Source organism: Collinsella sp. LCP19S3_B6 (genome assembly GCF_052121815.1).
Lineage (GTDB): Bacteria > Actinomycetota > Coriobacteriia > Coriobacteriales > Coriobacteriaceae > Collinsella.
Genome location: NZ_JBQKDN010000009.1, coordinates 39,287 through 55,924 on the forward strand (window position 1 = coordinate 39,287; position 16,638 = coordinate 55,924).

The 16,638-nt window shown below is 60.2% G+C and carries 15 protein-coding genes; 8 read left to right on the forward strand and 7 right to left on the reverse strand.

The features are described from left to right. Nucleotides 1–106: 106 nt before the first annotated feature. The 5 genes from ACTQWD_RS04735 to ACTQWD_RS04755 all read right to left on the reverse strand — a co-directional run bounded on the left by ACTQWD_RS04735 (nt 107) and on the right by ACTQWD_RS04755 (nt 4,582). On the reverse strand, nt 107–964 hold the full coding sequence (locus ACTQWD_RS04735) for an HAD hydrolase family protein (protein ID WP_441559385.1): 858 nt from the start codon (nt 962–964) through the stop codon (nt 107–109). A gap of 87 nt (nt 965–1,051) precedes the next feature. Next, nucleotides 1,052–1,390, reverse strand: a complete 339-nt coding sequence (locus ACTQWD_RS04740) for a P-II family nitrogen regulator (protein WP_117629936.1) — start codon at nt 1,388–1,390, stop codon at nt 1,052–1,054. Nucleotides 1,391–1,546: 156 nt separating this feature from the next. Continuing rightward, complete coding sequence (locus ACTQWD_RS04745; RefSeq protein WP_441559386.1) at nt 1,547–2,824, reverse strand: ammonium transporter; 1,278 nt, start codon at nt 2,822–2,824, stop codon at nt 1,547–1,549. A gap of 198 nt (nt 2,825–3,022) precedes the next feature. Then, nucleotides 3,023–4,042 carry a putative ABC transporter permease gene (locus ACTQWD_RS04750; RefSeq protein WP_441559387.1) on the reverse strand — a complete coding sequence of 340 codons (1,020 nt, stop codon included), beginning with the start codon at nt 4,040–4,042 and terminating at the stop codon, nt 3,023–3,025. Nucleotides 4,043–4,045: 3 nt separating this feature from the next. Continuing rightward, a complete protein-coding gene (locus tag ACTQWD_RS04755) occupies nt 4,046–4,582 on the reverse strand; it encodes an HD domain-containing protein (RefSeq protein WP_441559388.1) in 537 nt (178 codons plus the stop codon). A gap of 227 nt (nt 4,583–4,809) precedes the next feature. Between ACTQWD_RS04755 and ACTQWD_RS04760 the strand changes: the two genes are divergently transcribed. The 6 genes from ACTQWD_RS04760 (at nt 4,810) to ACTQWD_RS04785 (ending at nt 11,562) form a co-directional block, all read left to right on the forward strand. Then, a complete protein-coding gene (locus ACTQWD_RS04760) occupies nt 4,810–6,591 on the forward strand; it encodes a 1-deoxy-D-xylulose-5-phosphate synthase (RefSeq protein ID WP_441559389.1) in 1,782 nt (593 codons plus the stop codon). 649 nt (nt 6,592–7,240) lie between these two features. Then, nucleotides 7,241–8,236, forward strand: a complete 996-nt coding sequence (locus tag ACTQWD_RS04765; protein WP_441559390.1) for a glutamate ABC transporter substrate-binding protein — start codon at nt 7,241–7,243, stop codon at nt 8,234–8,236. A 138-nt stretch (nt 8,237–8,374) separates the two neighbouring features. Next, nucleotides 8,375–9,034: an amino acid ABC transporter permease gene (locus ACTQWD_RS04770; protein ID WP_154514877.1), complete on the forward strand. Its 660-nt coding sequence runs from the start codon at nt 8,375–8,377 to the stop codon at nt 9,032–9,034. Then, on the forward strand, nt 9,031–9,864 hold the full coding sequence (locus ACTQWD_RS04775) for an amino acid ABC transporter permease (protein WP_373094275.1): 834 nt from the start codon (nt 9,031–9,033) through the stop codon (nt 9,862–9,864). Before ACTQWD_RS04770 ends, ACTQWD_RS04775 begins: the two co-directional genes overlap by 4 nt. Nucleotides 9,865–9,900: 36 nt before the next feature. Then, entirely contained in the window at nt 9,901–10,665 is a 765-nt protein-coding gene (locus ACTQWD_RS04780; RefSeq protein WP_117840240.1) for an amino acid ABC transporter ATP-binding protein, read from the forward strand. Nucleotides 10,666–10,752: 87 nt separating this feature from the next. Then, nucleotides 10,753–11,562: a gamma-glutamyl-gamma-aminobutyrate hydrolase family protein gene (locus ACTQWD_RS04785; protein WP_427793644.1), complete on the forward strand. Its 810-nt coding sequence runs from the start codon at nt 10,753–10,755 to the stop codon at nt 11,560–11,562. Between the two features lie 70 nt (nt 11,563–11,632). Here the strand turns inward: ACTQWD_RS04785 and ACTQWD_RS04790 are convergent, their stop codons facing one another. Together ACTQWD_RS04790 and ACTQWD_RS04795 are read right to left on the reverse strand one after the other, a co-directional pair. Next, entirely contained in the window at nt 11,633–13,513 is a 1,881-nt protein-coding gene (locus ACTQWD_RS04790; RefSeq protein WP_441559391.1) for a diguanylate cyclase, read from the reverse strand. A gap of 207 nt (nt 13,514–13,720) precedes the next feature. After that, nucleotides 13,721–14,518 (reverse strand): alpha/beta fold hydrolase, encoded by a 798-nt coding sequence (locus ACTQWD_RS04795; RefSeq protein WP_441559392.1) that lies wholly within the window; start codon nt 14,516–14,518, stop codon nt 13,721–13,723. A gap of 235 nt (nt 14,519–14,753) precedes the next feature. Between ACTQWD_RS04795 and ACTQWD_RS04800 the strand changes: the two genes are divergently transcribed. Together ACTQWD_RS04800 and map are read left to right on the forward strand one after the other, a co-directional pair. Continuing rightward, nucleotides 14,754–15,530: a radical SAM protein gene (locus ACTQWD_RS04800; protein ID WP_441559393.1), complete on the forward strand. Its 777-nt coding sequence runs from the start codon at nt 14,754–14,756 to the stop codon at nt 15,528–15,530. 169 nt (nt 15,531–15,699) lie between these two features. After that, complete coding sequence (gene map, locus ACTQWD_RS04805; protein ID WP_441559394.1) at nt 15,700–16,587, forward strand: type I methionyl aminopeptidase; 888 nt, start codon at nt 15,700–15,702, stop codon at nt 16,585–16,587. Nucleotides 16,588–16,638: the final 51 nt, after the last annotated feature.

Below are 16,638 nucleotides of genomic sequence, written 5' to 3' on the forward strand. Positions count from 1 at the left end.
ACTCAGCCTGTGCGCTATTGCACAGTGCGAGTATTATTGCACACCGTGTGCATCAACACGTAAAGGCAATATTTGGATGCGACGAAGGGGCAGTCCCTTTGTCACATTATTCGATGATGGTGCGGGGGTTTTGCTTATGCATGGTGGCGAGCATGTGTTTGGGGACGGCGTGGACCATGCAGCTGCCGATAGTCGCGCTCGCGGCGGCCTTGGCCGCGTCACTGCCGTTTTTGGTCGCGTAGCTGTGGCGGAAGCGCTTGAGCATGGCGATGTCGTTGCCGCCGTCGCCGTAAACCGCGACCTCGTCCTCGGCAATGCCGTAGTAGCCCGCCAGCCAGGCCACACTCTCGCCCTTGTTACACGCCACGTCCGTGATCTCAAACATCACCGGATCGAACGGCGCGTTGACCACGCGGTCCGAGCGCTCGGCCAAATACGCCTTAAGGTCGCGCTCCAGCTCGGGCGAGGTCACGCGACAATTGATCTTGCATACGTCATGGCGCAGGATGTCACCGATCGACTGGTCGAAATACTGTTCCTCGTGATACCCCCCACGTGCACGCATGCCGCGCATCACGATGCGCTTGATAGGACTGTCCTTTTTAAAGCCCGCCTGGTGCATCTCGAACGATCCGCTCGAGAACATGCCGTCGGGCGTGGAGCAGTCGAAGCAAATGCCCGGAAACTCCTTGAGCAGCTCCTCGGTAATCTGCGGGTCGATGGTCCAGGTCTTGAGCACCTCGCCATGGCTGTTGCGTACGATGGACCCATTGGAGCAGCAGGCGTCAAGCGCCAGGCCCGTAAAGCCATGCTCGCCGATCGGCAGCGTCGAGCGCCCGGTCGCGGGAACCACATGCAGGCCAGCTTCGGTCAGCTCGCGAATGGCACGGCGGATGGTCCCGTCTGCCTCGTGCAGGGCGTTCAGCAGCGTTCCGTCTAAGTCGCTCGCAAACATCTTGATCATGGGCATGCCTCTCCTTCGTCTGCACGATATTGTAGACGAGAACGGGCGCGCCCCAAGAGAGGCACGCCCGTCAGGCGAAAGATTGTCCTACACCGCGGCGGGGCCGTGTTCGCCGGTGCGGATGCGGATGACCTCCTCGACCGGCTCGACCCAAATCTTGCCGTCGCCGACGGCGCCGGTGCGGGCGGCGTTGCAGATGATGTCGACAATGCCGTCAACATGCTCATCGGCGCAGATAAGGGTGAACTGTACCTTAGGGATCGTGTTGACAAGCAACTCGTTGCCGCGCACGTATTCCTTCCAGCCATGCTGCGCGCCGCAGCCCTGCACCTGGTTGATGGTCATGCCACGAACATCGGCAGCAAACAGTGCGTCTTTAAGAACCTCAAGCTTCTCGGCACGAACGATCGCCGTAATCTTCTTCATAGTGAATTCCTCTCTTTAATAAAGAAATGAACCGCTCATTCATGTGGCACGGGTTTTCCAGGTGCCCGAGATTGCCCCGAAAGAGGAGCGCCGCGTACTTCGGTACGCAAGCGACGGTTTGAGGGGCAAGGTCGGGTGCCTGGGAAAGCCGTGCTGCTAATCGAGTCCGGAGAAGGAGGGATACGCGCTCTCGCCGTGCTGACTCGCATCCAGGCCCAGCGCCTCGTCTGCCTCGTCCACGCGCAGGCTGCCGCGGAACAGCGCCTTGACCACCGCGGCGATCACCAAGTCGAGCACCAGTACAAGAGCGACCGTCACCACAATGCCCAAAATCTGCGAGATGAGCAGCGACACGTCGCCCGTGTAGAACAGGCCGCCCTTACCGGTCCACGAGAGCTCAGGCACGCAGAACAGGCCCGTGAGCACGCCGCCCAAGATGCCGCCGATGCCGTGGCAGCCAAACGCGTCGAGCGCATCGTCGTAGCCAAACTTGGTCTTAAGATGGCTGATAGCCAGGTAGCAGACAGGTGATACGATCAGGCCCATGACCAGCGCTGCCCACGGCTCGACAAAGCCCGCACCCGGCGTGACCACCACAAGGCCCGCAACCAGACCGGTGCTGGCACCCACCAGCGTGGGGCGACCGGTATGCACGCGCTCGACGACAAGCCACGAGACCATGCCCGCCGCGCTGGCCGTCACGGTGTTGAGGATGGCGAGCGCGGCCACGGCGTCGGCCTTAAACTCGCTGCCGCCGTTAAAGCCAAACCAGCCAAACCAAAGCAGGCCGGCGCCCAGCGCCACAAACGGCACGTTATGCGGGCGGTAGCTCACCATGCCAAAGCCGCGACGACGGCCGAGCATTAAGCAGAGAATCAGGCCCGTGAGACCGGACGAGATGTGCACCACGTCGCCGCCCGCAAAGTCGAGCGCGCCGATGACGTCGCCGATAAAGGAACCCTCACCGCCCCAGACCATGTGGGCGAGCGGCGCATAGACCACGAGCAGCCAAATGCCCAGGAAGGCCGTCATGGCACCAAACTTAACGCGGCCGGCCAGGCTGCCCGTGACGATAGCAGCCGTGATCATGGCAAACGCCATTTGGAAGGTGATGTTGATGATTTGAGGGTAGACGGCACCGTCCGCAGCATTGCCCTCGGCCGCCTGCAGCACCTGGTTGAGCACCGGCAAGCACAGCAGCTGGTCAAGGCCTCCAATAAACGGGCTGGAACCATCGCCACCGTAGGCCAGCGACCAGCCGGCAACAATCCACAGCACACCAACCAGGCCAATGGCGCCAAAACACATGAGCATGGTGTTGATGACATTTTTGCGCCTGGACAGGCCGCCATAGAAAAACGCCAGACCCGGTGTCATTAAAAACACGAGCATGGTGCAGATGAGCATAAACGTTGTCGATCCCGTATCGTACATTCGCTCCCCCTTGATCGCATGAACGTTGTCGGCGCCCATAATGCGGCCGAGGGGCAACTGGTGTAGACCAGATACGGCGTTGTTAAACGCTGCGTTGTCGAATGGAAACGGTGCCGCAATCTTGGAAACGGCACGGCAACGGGCGCGAAACGAACGGGAAATACGCGAGCAAGGGAGCCGTGAGCGTGCCCGTCCCGGCTAGCGCCGAAACAGCTCGTGGGCGCGGTCGCGGAGATTAGTTGCTCGAATGACACCTTCGTAGCGATTGATGCGCAGACGCGGGAAGGCATTGAAAAAGCGCAGGTCACGACGACTGAGCGACACGCTCGGCACCGGACGGCTCATGCGCTTGCCGGCAAGGCGACGACTGAGCGACGGACGCGGCATGCTCGGCGCGGCATCGGCGACGCGGCGGGCAGCGAGCGCCAGGCCGCGAGCACCATCCGAGATAAACGTCGGCATCGAAGCCTTCTCACGCAGGGCATCGAGAGCCGCATCGCCCAGCTCGGCCAGCCACGCGTTAACGGCGCGGCTACGGATATGCGTCTGCGCTACCGAGTCAATCGTCGAATCGGGAATACGTTCGAGCATGGAGTCGGACGCGTCGGCAAGCGACTCATTGATGCGGTCGGCAAGGTCGGCGCGTACACGCTCCAGCTGATCGGACAGGCGACGCCAGCTGGCCAAAGAGCACGCTGCGTCAACCATCATCGCGACCGAGACGATAAAGGCGGACAGCCGCACAATCAGCACCGGCAGATGGCCAAGCAGCCCCAGCAATGCCGGCTCCACTAAACGGCAAATGCACAACGCACCCAAGCCAAACGCGCAGGCCCAGTACAGGCAGATACGTCCGTGCAAGTTAAACGGCAGGTGCGAGTAGTCCCAAAAGCGTGCGCCTGTTGTCTTTTCCAATAGAAGGCCCACACTGTACTCGATTACGCTGCACACAAGCGCCGCGGCGACAAATTGGCTCGAGGCATCCGGAATCCCGCGCAACAAAAGCCAGCAGGCTATGCCGCCCACACCATAGATAGGGCAACACGGCCCCAGCAAGAATCCGCTGTTGGCGAAGCGTCCTTGGTTGAGCATGGCGCAGACTGTTGACTCCCATGCCCAACCGCAAAACCCGTAAAAGGCAAACGAGAGCACCAGTGCCGAGAGCGGACAGGCGGCAAGCGTCGCGCCGTCAAATGCCATGTCGATCGCGGTTCCCACCGTCTACCCTCTCCTCTTTTCGCTCGATTCTTCACTCACGCCATCGTCTGCCTCGTCCTTGCGCGGCAGACGGCCGGCGACCGTCTCGCGCAGAGCACACCATTTATCCGCCAGGCACACAATCCATGCCTCACGACACGTCGGCGGCACCGGCACCAGCGGAAACATATGCCGCACGATAATATTCCGCTCGCGCGACGTCAGCTCAAAATCTTCCTCCGCACGCGCCAGAGCAAAAAACGGATGCCGAAAGCCATGCAGCCGATGGCTTGGGTCGGGATCGTGCCAGTCATAAAGAAAGTAATCGTGCAGCAGGGCCCCGCGCAGCAACGAGGCGCGGTCGACGGAGATACCGACACGGCCCAAGCGCTCGGCAAAGGACAGGCTCGCCCGCGCTACCGAAGTCACATGTGCATAGACCGTCACATCGCCATGCTGGATAAACTCACGCGTCAGGTCCAGACGGCCCGCCTGCGCCAGTTGACGGGCAGCATGGTCTACTTCGCACGCGATTTTCTCGGCACGAACGACATCGGACATGTTGCCTCCTTCCAGCGACTCACGGCGACAAGCCACGGCCTGCACGCATTGAATTAATCATCATCGAATCTACCAGTATGGCATCGGACAAAACGTTTTGCCCCACCAGTTGGCGAATTACCGCGCCGCCGTCACATATCAAACGCCAAAATGTGCGAGACTGTTTTGTGCAATTGTGCCGGCCGAGGGAGCGCCGGCGCTCGATTCGCATGGAGTAACCCACAACGATGCTGCTTACGCAAACGACAACGCCCGAGGACGTCAAGGCTCTCGACCGCGCCGAGCTTCCGCTGCTCTGCGGCGAGATCCGCCAGGCAATCCTCGAAAGCTCCGCCGCCGTCGGTGGACACGTTGCTCCCAACCTGGGCGTCGTTGAGCTTACGGTTGCGCTTCATCGCGTGTTTAACTCCCCCATCGACAAGATTGTCTTTGACGTTTCGCACCAGACCTACGCCCACAAGGCGCTGACGGGGCGCGCGTACACCTATATCGATCCGGAGCGTTATGGTGAGGCTTCTGGCTTTGCCAATCCCGACGAGTCCGAGCACGACCTGTTTGCCATGGGCCATACCTCCACGTCGGTGAGCCTGGGCTGCGGCCTTGCCCACGCGCGCGACCTGGCGGGTGACGCGTACAACGTCATTACCATCATTGGCGACGGTTCGCTTTCGGGCGGCCTGGCGTTTGAGGGCTTTAACAACGCCGCCGAGCTCGACAGCAACTTGATCATCATCGTCAACGATAACGACCAGTCCATCGCCGAAAACCATGGCGGCCTGTATCGCAATCTGGCCGAGCTGCGCGCCAGCAACGGCGCCTGTGAGCGCAACGTTTTCCGCGCGATGGGGCTCGACTACCGCTATCTGGACACCGGTAACGATGTGTTAGCCCTCGTCGACGCGCTGCAGGAACTGCGCAATATCGATCATCCCATCGTGCTGCACGTCTCCACCGCCAAGGGCAAGGGCTTTGAGCCGGCCCAGAGCGACCCCGAGCGCTGGCACCATGTGGGTCCGTTTGACATGGCAACCGGGCGCAAGCTCTGCCCGGGCCATCCGAGCGAGCCTGCGCCGCGCACCTATGCCGACATTACGGGCGAGGCGCTCAGCGCCGCCATCGAGCGCGATCCGCAGGTCGTGGGCATCACGGCCGCCACGCCCTACATCATGGGCTTTACACCCGAGCTTCGCGCCGCGGCCGGCAAACAGTTCGTCGATGTGGGCATTGCCGAGGAGCACGCCGTGACCTTTGCCACCGCGCTTGCGCGCTCGGGCGCCAAGCCAGTCTTTGGTGTGTACGGCACGTTTTTGCAGCGCGCCTACGACGAGCTGTGGCACGACCTGTGCCTCAACGACACCCCCGCAACCATCCTGGTGTTTGGCGCGTCGATCTTTGGCGCCACCTCCGAGACGCACCTCTCGTTCTTTGATATATCCATGCTGGGCGGACTTCCCAACATGCGCTATCTGGCACCGGCCTGCATGGAGGAATACCTGTCCATGCTGAGCTGGTCGCTCGACCACCGCGACCATCCCGTGGCGATCCGCGTTCCGGGCATTGGCCTGGTTAGCCGCCCCGATTTGGCGCCCGCCGAGGACACCGACTACAGCGCCGTTCGCTACGACGTGGTGCGTCAGGGCCGCGACGTTGCCGTGCTCGCGCTTGGCGATTTCTTTGAGCTGGGCGAGCGCGTAACAAACCGCTTGGCTGCCGAATACGGCATAGAGGCCACGCTCGTCAACCCGCGCTTTGCAACCGAGCTTGACCGCGAGTCTCTCGATGGCCTTGCCACCGAGCATCGCGTTGTCGTCACCCTCGAGGACGGCATCTTGGACGGTGGCTGGGGCGAGCGCGTCGCGTGCTACTTGTCCTGCACGCCTGTGCGCACGCGCACCTTTGGCATCGCCAAGGGCTTTCCCGACCGCTACGATCCCAACGAGTTGCTTGCTCAGAACGGCATGACGGTTGAGAATATGGCTGCCGAAGCGGTACGCCTGCTGAACGAGTAGAAAAACCTCCGCAAGGGAAGCACCCCTGCGGAGGTTTTTACTTTCCCAACTCAATTGTCTCGATCTGTAACACCTAGAGGACAAATCCTCGCCCAATTGTTACAGATCTAGACAAACCGTCTTTGCCCCTGTTGTTTATCTCAATCTGTAACAGATAGAGACCTTTTGTCCGTCCAGATGTTACAGATCGAGACACTCAAGTCCCCCTAAAGAGAAAATCTCAATCTGTAACAGTTACTCGGCAAAAATGGCTGCAGATGTTACAGATTGAGACAAAACAGCGAGGCAGGCCGCCACATCTGCAAGAATCACCACAAAGGTGCCCGTCCCCTTTGTGGTAGTTTTAAGTCATGGTCGGCGCGAAAAACGAATAACCGTTCATACGCGATCTCCTTACTTATATATGTCGCGTTGCCGCCATTATAGCGACCGCCGCGAGCGACCATGCTGTCCGCAAAACGCTATCTCAGCTGTAATAATCGACGTTTGCCCAGATAAAACCTGCCAAAATAAACCTGTCCCTTTTTGGTAGGTAGAATTACCCATAAGGTAAGTATGTTTCTGAGTTATTTCGTGTTGACCCATTTGAGCGCGATAGGGTATAACTCTATTCAACCGCTAGGGATTTTATTGAGAAAGGTGTTCTACCATGAGCAAGAACCTCTCCCAGCAGGTCGTTTTCGACCGTCGCGGCTTCATCGCCGCCACCTTTGCAACCGTCGCCGGCCTTGGTCTTGCCGGCTGCTCCGACACCAGCGCCGAGGCCGACAAGGGTTCCGCCGCCGGCTCCTCCAAGAGCCCCAAGGACACCGAGGCTTCCACCACGCTCGATGCCAAGGCATTCGACAAGCTCGTCGACAACGGCCCCAAGGCCGATGATGACGCCATCGCCGCCAGCACCTGGGCCACGGCCGTCAAGGACGCCGGCGTCTTTAAGATCGGTGGCGTTCAGACCTCCACGCTCTTCTCCCTCCTCAACGAGAAAGACGGCAAGACCCGTGGCTTCGACGCCGGCATCGCGCAGCTCCTGTCCAACTACATTCTGGGCGAGAACAAGGTCGAGATCACCCAGGTGACCTCGGACACGCGTGAGTCCGTCCTGCAGAACGGCCAGGTCGACGCCGTCTTTGCCACCTACACTATTACCGATGAGCGCAAGAAGCTTGTCTCCTTTGCCGGTCCCTACTACTACACCCAGCAGGCTATCCTGGTGCTCGCCGACAACGACGACATCAAGAGCGTCGACGACCTGGCCGACAAGAACGTCGCCGTCCAGTCCGGCTCCAACGGCCCCGCCATCCTGGAGGAGTTCGCCCCCAAGGCCAGCCAGCAGGAGTTCAAGACCGACGAGGAGGCTCGCCAGGCACTTCAGCAGGGCCGCGTTGACGCCTACGTCATCGACAACAACATGCAGCAGAGCGCCCTGGTCCGCGAGCCCGGTAAGTACAAGATCGCCGGCAAGCCCTTCGGCAGCAAAGAGCCCTACGGCATCGGCCTGCCGCTCGATTCCGACGGCGTCGCCTTTGTCAACGACTTCCTTAAGAAAATCGAGGACGATGGCACCTGGACCGAGCTGTGGCAGATCTGCATCGGCGATCGCACGGGCGACACCAACGTTCCCGAGCTGCCCGAGATCGGCGCCTAGACAGCGAGCCCAGTAACGGCCGCTACGAAACCATACGGAAACGCACGATGCGCTTTATTGCGCTAAACTGTTTCCACACTGAGTTGTCGGGGCTTCCGTACACACGGGAGCCCCTTTCCTTATCGGCGGGAGGTCCGCATGAGTCTCTCCGAGCTCTGGTCGCTCTATGGCCAGAACTATATCGACGCGCTGCTAGCAACCTGGGGCATGACGCTTGAGTCGTTTGCCATCGCCATGGTGCTGGCCGTCGCTGTCACCGTGATGCGCGTGTCGCCGCTCAAGCCGCTGCGCATTTTTGGCGACCTGTATGTTCAGGTCTTCCGTAACATCCCCGGCATCGCGCTGCTTATCATCGTCGTCTATGCGCTGCCGCCGCTCAAGGTCGTCCTGCCCTACCGCACCTGCGTTATCGTCGCCACGGTCCTTTTGGGCTCGGCCTTTGGCTCCGAGAACTTTATGAGCGGCATCAACACCGTCGGCGTCGGCCAGGTGGAAGCCGCGCGCTCGCTCGGCATGAGCTTCAGCCGCATCCTCGCCAAGATCGTGATTCCACAAGCGCTGCGCTCGAGCGTGCTGCCCATGACCAACCTCTTTATCGCCGTCATGCTCACCACCGCACTCGGCAGCCAGGTACCGCTTCAACCGCAGGAGCTCACCGGCGTGGTGAGCTACATCAACACGCGCTCGCTCGGCGGCGTCGCCGCGTTCTTTATCTCGGCGCTCGGCTACCTGGGCACGGCCTTTGTGGTGAGCCACATCGGCAACTACATCGATAAGAAGGTGAGGATCCTCCGATGAGCAAGCATTCCACCTCCGCGCTCACCATGCGCGATGCGCTTTACGAGGCTCCCGGCCCCAAGATGCGCGCCAAGATTCGCATCGGCACCGCTATCTCGCTTGTTGCCGTCGCCGCGCTCGCCGTCCTCGTGTTGCAGCGCTTTTATGTGACCGGTCAGCTTTCGGTCCACTATTGGTATTTCTTTACGCACCTCACCACCTGGAAGTTCCTGCTTGCCGGCTTTGAGGGCACCGTTAAAGTCGCACTCACCGCTGGCGCCATCGCGCTGGTGTTGGGCCTAGCCCTTATGCTCGGCCGCACCAGCGACATTAAGCCGCTGCAGCTGGTCTGCCGCGTGCTCACCGATTTCTTCCGCGGCGTACCGAGCCTGCTGTTCATCTACTTCTTCTTTTTGGTGCTGCCTCAGTACAAAATTGCGCTACCGTCGTTTTGGATGCTCACGCTCCCCGTCGCGCTCGCTGCAGCCGGCGTGCTGGCCGAGATCTTTCGCGCGGGCGTCAACGCCGTGCCGCGCGGGCAGGTCGAGGCAGCCCAAGCGCTCGGTCTCTCCAAAGCTAAAATCACCTTTAAAATCGTGCTGCCGCAGGCGATTCGGTTTATCATTCCCTCGTTGATTTCGCAGCTTGTGGTCGTAGTCAAAGACACCACCGTCGCCTACGTGGTGAGCTACCCCGACCTCATGCAAAATGCCCGCGTGCTCATTACCAACTACGATGCCCTCGTGTCGGTCTACCTGGTAATCGCGGTCATCTACATCCTCATCAACGTCGCGATCAACAAGGCCGCTGTCTACGTTTCGCACAAGACCGGCGCGACCATCATCCGCTAACGCTTTACCATTTCCAGTCATAAGGAGCCGAGCACCATGGCACAGAGCACCTCTTCCACCGGCAATCAGCCGCTGATCGAGCTCAAGCACGTCGATAAGCACTATGGCGATCTGCACGTCCTCAACGACATCAATCTCTCGGTCGACCGCGGCGAGGTCGTCGTCGTGATCGGCCCCTCGGGCTCGGGCAAGTCGACCATGTGCCGAACCATCAACCGCTTGGAAACCATCGACTCGGGCGAGATCCTCATCGAAGGCGAGCCCCTGCCGCAGGAAGGCAAGGACCTTGCCCGTATGCGTGCCGAGCTGGGCATGGTGTTTCAGCAGTTCAACCTGTTCGCACATATGACCGTGCTGCAGAACGTCATGCTGGGACCGGTCGACGTGCTGGGCGTCTCCAAGGACGAGGCCCGCGAGCGCGCCATGGACCTGCTGGGCCGCGTGGGCGTTGCCGAGCAGGCCGATAAGGTGCCCGCACAGCTCTCGGGCGGCCAGCAGCAGCGCGTAGCCATCGCCCGCTCGCTTGCCATGCAACCCAAGGCCATGCTTTTTGATGAGCCCACGAGCGCCCTTGACCCCGAGATGATCAACGAGGTGCTCGAGGTCATGGTCCGTCTGGCCCAGCAGGGCATGACGATGATCGTCATTACGCACGAGATGAACTTTGCCCGCCGCGTGGCCGATCGCGTCGTGTTTATGGCCGACGGCCAAATCGTGGAAACCGGCACGCCCGACGAGTTCTTCGACCACCCCCAGACCAAGCGCGCCCAGGACTTCCTCAACTCCATCAAGGGCCACTAACCAGCAACCCCGTGGGACAAATCCATTGAAAGTGTTGTCCCACGTCTCTCATGCGCCCTGTCACCTTCAGATTCGAAAGCAGCACCCATGATCGGAACACGTACTTCCTCGTCCTATACCCCGCACGTCGACGTTGCCCCCTCCGACCGTCCGCTCATCCTCGTCGCGCCGCGTTGGGAAGAGGCAAAGCCGTTTTTGAGCGAGACGCTCTCCCCCAACGAGGAAATCGCCAGTGTCTTTGTCGATGCCATCCTTGCCGCCGGCGGCCTGCCGCTGCAGATGTCCATCACCGAGGACATTGAGGTCATCCGTCATTACGTCGATATCGCCGACGGCATCGCCATTCCCGGCGGCCCCGATGTCAATCCCAAACGTTGGGGCGATGATCGACCCTACGACCCCACCCTCTGCTGCGAGATCCGCGATAGCTTTGAGTTTAAGCTGGTCGACGAGGTGCTCCGCGCCAAAAAGCCGCTCTTTACCACCTGCCGCGGCACACAGCTGCTCAATGTCGCCACCGGCGGCACCCTGTGCATGGACGTACCGAGCCTGGGCGCGCGCGAGGGCCGCACGCAGTGGCGCCATACCCACGTGCTCAACGACCCCGTGCATCCCGTCGAGGTCGTGCCGGGCTCGCTTCTGGAGCGCGCGGTTGGCGGGCACAGGCTTATCCAGACCAACTCCGCACACCACTGCTGCGTCGAGCGTCTGGGTAAGAGCACGCGCTTGGTCGCCAAGGCAACCGACGGCGTTCCCGAGTGCATCGAAGTCGAAGGCCAGCCTTTCTGCCTGGGCGTGCAATGGCATCCCGAGTACACCTGGCAGACGCTCGAGACCGACTTTAACCTGTGGAAGTCGTTTGTCGAGGCGGCGGCCAAGGTAAAGCAGGCCCGCTAGTTCGCGAACCGCACAACAGATAAGGACGCCCCGCCGGCCACATGGTCCGACGGGGCTTCCCTTTGCCTAGCTAAACCGAAGGGAACGCGACAACGTCCGCAGGACGCTCCAGCGTCTCGGCAATGCGATCGCGCACTTCGAGCAGACACTCGATAAGCAGCGGATTGAAAGCGCCGCACTCACCGTCCAGAATCATCCGAATCGCCTCTTCTTGCGAAATGGCGTCCTTGTACACACGCACGCTCGTCAACGCATCGTACACATCGGCCACCGAGACCACCTGAGCGGCAATGGGGATATCGTCGCCCTTAAGACCGTCAGGATAGCCCGTACCATCCCAACGTTCATGATGCCAGCGGGCGATTTGGTACGCATAGTCCAAAAGGGCACTTCCTTCATGGTTTCTGCCCAGATTGCGCAGCATGTCGGCGCCAATGGTAGTATGCGTCTTCATTATTTCAAACTCTTCGGGCGTCAGACGTCCGGGCTTGTTGAGAATCGCATCGTCGATCGACATCTTGCCGATATCGTGCAGCGCCGACGCCAACGCAATCGAACAACGCTCCTCGTTGCCAAGAGAGTACTTGTCGCTCCGTCGCGCCAAGTCGCCAAGCAGCAGCTCAGTCAACTTCTCGATATGCGTGACATGCCTGCCGCTTTTGCCATTACGGACTTCCATGACGCTCGCCATGATGTCGACGAGTATACGGCTGTTATTGACGCGCGCATTGTACTGCTGCGACAGCAGACTCGTCAGACGACGCTGTTTGGCATACAGTCGAATAATATTGTTGACGCGACGACGCACGATGCGGTCATCGAACGGGCGACTGATATAGTCCGAGGCGCCCAAATCGTAAGCACGTAACACCACGTCGTCGGTATCTTCGCTCGAGATCATAATAACAGGTAGGCTATCGAGGGCTGCCTGACGCGAAAGCTCGGCCAGCACCTCACAGCCGCTCATGTCCGACATGACAACATCGAGCAGCACGAGGGACAGGTCGCCACCATAACGGTCAACCGCATCGAGCGTGGCGCGACCGCTATCGGCTTCTAGAATGCGATAGTCGTCCTTGAGCATCTCACCGAGGATGGACCGGCTCACTTTGGAATCGTCGGCAATCAGCACCAGGGGCTTTTGGCTCCTGATCGTCTCGCTTGCATCGGCATCCGTCACAACCGTGCCGCGTCTGATCTTCGCACGATTCGAGAGAGTGGCTGCGCGATGCACGCCTTCCTCGATCGTCTCACCGCTCACACGAACGCCGCTCGCACAGGCCGATAGGTCGATCTCCTCATTCCCCGGTACAACAGCAGAGCGAATGGCCTCCGACACATGGTGCAAGCGCCGAGCAAAATCATCGGGGGCAATATCGGGCATGACGACCACAAACTCGTCGCAATCATAACGCACAAGCAGATCGGTCGAGTGAATGTTATCGCGTATAACGGCCGCGACGACGCCAAGCACCAAATCGCCGACACGATGGCCATAAGCGTCGTTGACCATCTTAAAATCATCGAGGTCAACGATCGCCACGCCACCGGATACATGGTGCGTGCGGAGTCTTTCATCAAAGTAGCGACGATTGCGAACGCCCGTCACCACATCGGTGCAGGCCGCCTCCTCATCTGCCACCTCTTGCTCATTGACCGGGCGTGCCACAAGTAAAACGCGTCGCTCGCCTTCAACCGTCACGGGACGCGCGGAAGCACAGTATTCGATACCGTCGCCCTTCAGTCGCTCAGACACTTCATCGGAACCCCCGAGCACCTTGAGACAAACCTGACGCAAGCAAGGGCACTGATCGCCAAAGAACAGGCAGTTATGCTCGTTATTAATCTGTTCGGCAGAAACCAGGCGCACCACGGGGTAAATCTTCTCGACACGGGCGACCTTGGCGGCGGCCTCGCTGTCGGTAAGATTACCCCCATATTTATTGAGCATATACGGCCTTTTCCGTCGTTGGCCTGGCAACGGTACGTCCCTTAAACGTTACTAGAGTAACATCTTGCAGAGCAGGCAGGTGCACAATTGTTGTAATATTTTTAATAGCAATAGAAGGGTCAATTACCTCTGCGAACACGCAGCTCAAGATTGATTTATTGCAGGACACCAATGTTTATTGATTCTCATGTATGAGTCACCGACGCATCAGCGGCTTAGAATGGCGCGGACGGCGTTGGCGGCTGCGACCGGTCGATCTCGAAGACCGTTATGCGCGCCCGGAATTGTTACAACGGGGCAGCCCAGTAACTCCGCAGCCGCTCGTGCACCTGCCGCGCGGGACGTATCGGCCGAAAGCTCTCCCAAGCAGACGGCGGCAACGGTTTTTGATGCGCGAACTCGATCCCAATCGGGACCATACGTCATGACAAGTCCATACTCGTTCGCCATAAAGCCACGTCCATTGCGCATAGCATGTTTGGCTTCCGCTTTGGTTATCCCGGGAGCTTCAGGGTCGGGGTCTCCAATAGCGCCCAAGAAGACCCTCAGCGCCCTCGAAACTTTCCCCGCCGCAACCATCTCGAGCAAAACCGGGGCTGCGCCCAAGCCAACGCCCTCGCCTGTCACGGCCGGCTCATGCAAAACCGCAGACGACACTGCCGCCGCATCCGCATGAAGGAGCTCAAGGGCAACGAGCGTGCCAGCGCTGTGCGCGAGGACATTTGCCGGGGCGCCGGCATGTTGGATAACAGCTCGCAGGTCGGCAGCCTGAACTGCCAGATCGTAGCGCCCGTCTGCCGCATCGTCGCTCTCGCCGCAACCACGGCGGTCATAGGCAATGACGCGATAGCCACAGGCGAGCTCGTGGGCGATGCCGTCAAAAAATGTGCCGTCGACGCACGCACCGTGCACGCACACCAAGGCGGGCGCATCGGACGATACATCCGGGCCGGCATACTCGCGGCAGGCAATCGTGGTGCCCGCATTTTCGACCGTAAAATCCATGTTGTGATCCTATCGTCAACGCCATAGGCCGCACCGAGGTGCGACTTGGACAGTCTGGCGCCATGTTGCGCATACTTAAATGCGTTTACTGTACCCGACTCGCACCCTTTCATGATAGGGTTCCGAAAACTCACCAGGCTGCACAGTTTCGGCTTAGACAACAGTGTCCAGACCCGCGATTGGCACGGGGGCCAATGCTATGCTTAAGTGCAACTGTCCCGAGGAGCATATGCCTATGTCTACGTTTTTGAATGCCAGCCCCATCTTTGGGCCCGTCCGCAGCCGACGCCTTGGACTCTCGCTCGGCGTCAACATGATGCCTGCCAGCGGCAAGATTTGCACCTTTGACTGCATTTACTGCGAAAACGGACTCAACGCCGAACGCCCCTGCCACGAGCCACACAACACGGCTGCCGTGGTGCTCGACGCACTCGAAGCCAAACTACGCGAGATGACAGTCGAGGGTGAGCCGCCCGATGTAATCACGTTTGCCGGCAACGGCGAGCCCACCGCCGCACCGGAGTTCCCGCAGGCTATCGCCGGCGCTGTCGCGCTTCGCGACCAGTTGGCCCCGAACACCAAGATTGCCGTGCTTTCCAACGGCACGCGCGCCGACCGGCCCCAGGTGCATGATGCGCTCATGATGGTCGACGACAACATCCTCAAGCTCGATACGGTCGATCCGGCATTTATCCAGCTGCTCGACCAGCCCGTTGGTCCCTACGACGTCGAGCACCAGATCGAGACGTTCGCGAGCTTTGACGGTCACGTTATCATCCAGACGATCTTTTTGACCGGTGAGTATCAGGGCAAGCCCATCGACAACACCGGCGAGGAGTACGTTGCCCCCTGGCTCGCGGCGCTTGAGCGCATTCGTCCACAAGAAGCAACCATTTACACGGTGGCGCGCGAGACACCAGTCGCCGGCCTTGCTAAAGCGGCTCCCGAGGCGCTCGACGCGATTGCCGCACGCGTCCAAGCCCTCGGCACCCCCTGCCAGGTGAGTTACTAGCACCCGTCTGCCCAAGAGCAGCTAATTTGGGACGGGGCTTTTTTGACTGCTTTTGGGAGCGATATGGGCGGCGCAAGGCCGCGCGGACAAAAGCAGTCAAAAAAGCCCCGTCCCAAATTAGCTGCTCTGCGGGTGGGCTATACTAGCTGCGAATGAAAGGAAGTTAGCCATGTATGACAAAGGACCCGTACCCGGCCGCAACGACGCTTGCTGGTGCGGCAGCGGCAAAAAATACAAGAAATGTCACAGCTCCTTTGATGGGCGCCTCGAGCGCCTGTGGGAAGAGGGCTGGAACGTCCTGCCCCGCACGCTCTATAAGACGCCTGCCGATATCGAGGGCATCAAGCGCTCGGCCGCCATCAACGTGGGCGTGCTCGATTATGTGGGTGAGCATATCACCGCGGGCATGACCACCAACCAGATCGACCAGATGATCTACGACTACACCGTCGAGCATGGTGGAACGCCGGCCGACCTCAACTACGAGGGCTACCCCAAGAGCGTGTGCACCTCGATCAATGACGTAGTCTGCCACGGCATTCCCTGCGATACGGACGTACTGCACGAGGGCGACATCATCAACGTGGACTGCTCAACGATCTTAGACGGCTATTTTAGCGACTCGAGCCGCATGTTCTGCATCGGCAAGGTCTCGGCCGAGCGCCAGCGCTTGGTCGACGTCACCCGCGCCAGCGTGGAGGCGGGTCTGGCAGCCGTCAAGCCATGGCTGCCGCTCTCCGTGATGGCCGAGGCCGTACAAAAGACGGTCGAGGACGCCGGCTTTAGCGTGGTGCGCGAGTACGGTGGCCACGGCATTGGCAAGGAGTTCCACGAGGACCCGTTTGTGGGCTTTACCACCGAGGCGCCCGACGTGGACACTATCATGGTTCCGGGCATGGTCTTTACTATCGAGCCCATGGTCAACGCCGGAGCACCCGACATTAAGATTAGCAAGGGCGATGGGTGGTGCGTGCGCACCAAGGACGGCAGCGACTCGGCCCAGTGCGAGGTACAGCTCGTGGTGACCGAGGACGGCTACGATCTGCTGAGCTGGTAGCCGTAGATGCGCCAGATGCTGACGGGCACGCTCGTCTTGCCTCCGGCGTTT

What these genes read in the sequence shown, in the direction of transcription:
- ACTQWD_RS04735 (WP_441559385.1), bottom strand. Translation starts at nt 964, where the DNA reads ATGATCAAGATGTTTGCGAGCGACTTAGACGGAACGCTGCTGAACGCC.
- ACTQWD_RS04740 (WP_117629936.1), bottom strand. Translation starts at nt 1,390, where the DNA reads ATGAAGAAGATTACGGCGATCGTTCGTGCCGAGAAGCTTGAGGTTCTT.
- ACTQWD_RS04745 (WP_441559386.1), bottom strand. Translation starts at nt 2,824, where the DNA reads ATGTACGATACGGGATCGACAACGTTTATGCTCATCTGCACCATGCTC.
- ACTQWD_RS04755 (WP_441559388.1), bottom strand. Translation starts at nt 4,582, where the DNA reads ATGTCCGATGTCGTTCGTGCCGAGAAAATCGCGTGCGAAGTAGACCAT.
- ACTQWD_RS04760 (WP_441559389.1), top strand. Translation starts at nt 4,810, where the DNA reads ATGCTGCTTACGCAAACGACAACGCCCGAGGACGTCAAGGCTCTCGAC.
- ACTQWD_RS04765 (WP_441559390.1), top strand. Translation starts at nt 7,241, where the DNA reads ATGAGCAAGAACCTCTCCCAGCAGGTCGTTTTCGACCGTCGCGGCTTC.
- ACTQWD_RS04770 (WP_154514877.1), top strand. Translation starts at nt 8,375, where the DNA reads ATGAGTCTCTCCGAGCTCTGGTCGCTCTATGGCCAGAACTATATCGAC.
- ACTQWD_RS04775 (WP_373094275.1), top strand. Translation starts at nt 9,031, where the DNA reads ATGAGCAAGCATTCCACCTCCGCGCTCACCATGCGCGATGCGCTTTAC.
- ACTQWD_RS04780 (WP_117840240.1), top strand. Translation starts at nt 9,901, where the DNA reads ATGGCACAGAGCACCTCTTCCACCGGCAATCAGCCGCTGATCGAGCTC.
- ACTQWD_RS04785 (WP_427793644.1), top strand. Translation starts at nt 10,753, where the DNA reads ATGATCGGAACACGTACTTCCTCGTCCTATACCCCGCACGTCGACGTT.
- ACTQWD_RS04790 (WP_441559391.1), bottom strand. Translation starts at nt 13,513, where the DNA reads ATGCTCAATAAATATGGGGGTAATCTTACCGACAGCGAGGCCGCCGCC.
- ACTQWD_RS04795 (WP_441559392.1), bottom strand. Translation starts at nt 14,518, where the DNA reads ATGGATTTTACGGTCGAAAATGCGGGCACCACGATTGCCTGCCGCGAG.
- ACTQWD_RS04800 (WP_441559393.1), top strand. Translation starts at nt 14,754, where the DNA reads ATGTCTACGTTTTTGAATGCCAGCCCCATCTTTGGGCCCGTCCGCAGC.
- map (WP_441559394.1), top strand. Translation starts at nt 15,700, where the DNA reads ATGTATGACAAAGGACCCGTACCCGGCCGCAACGACGCTTGCTGGTGC.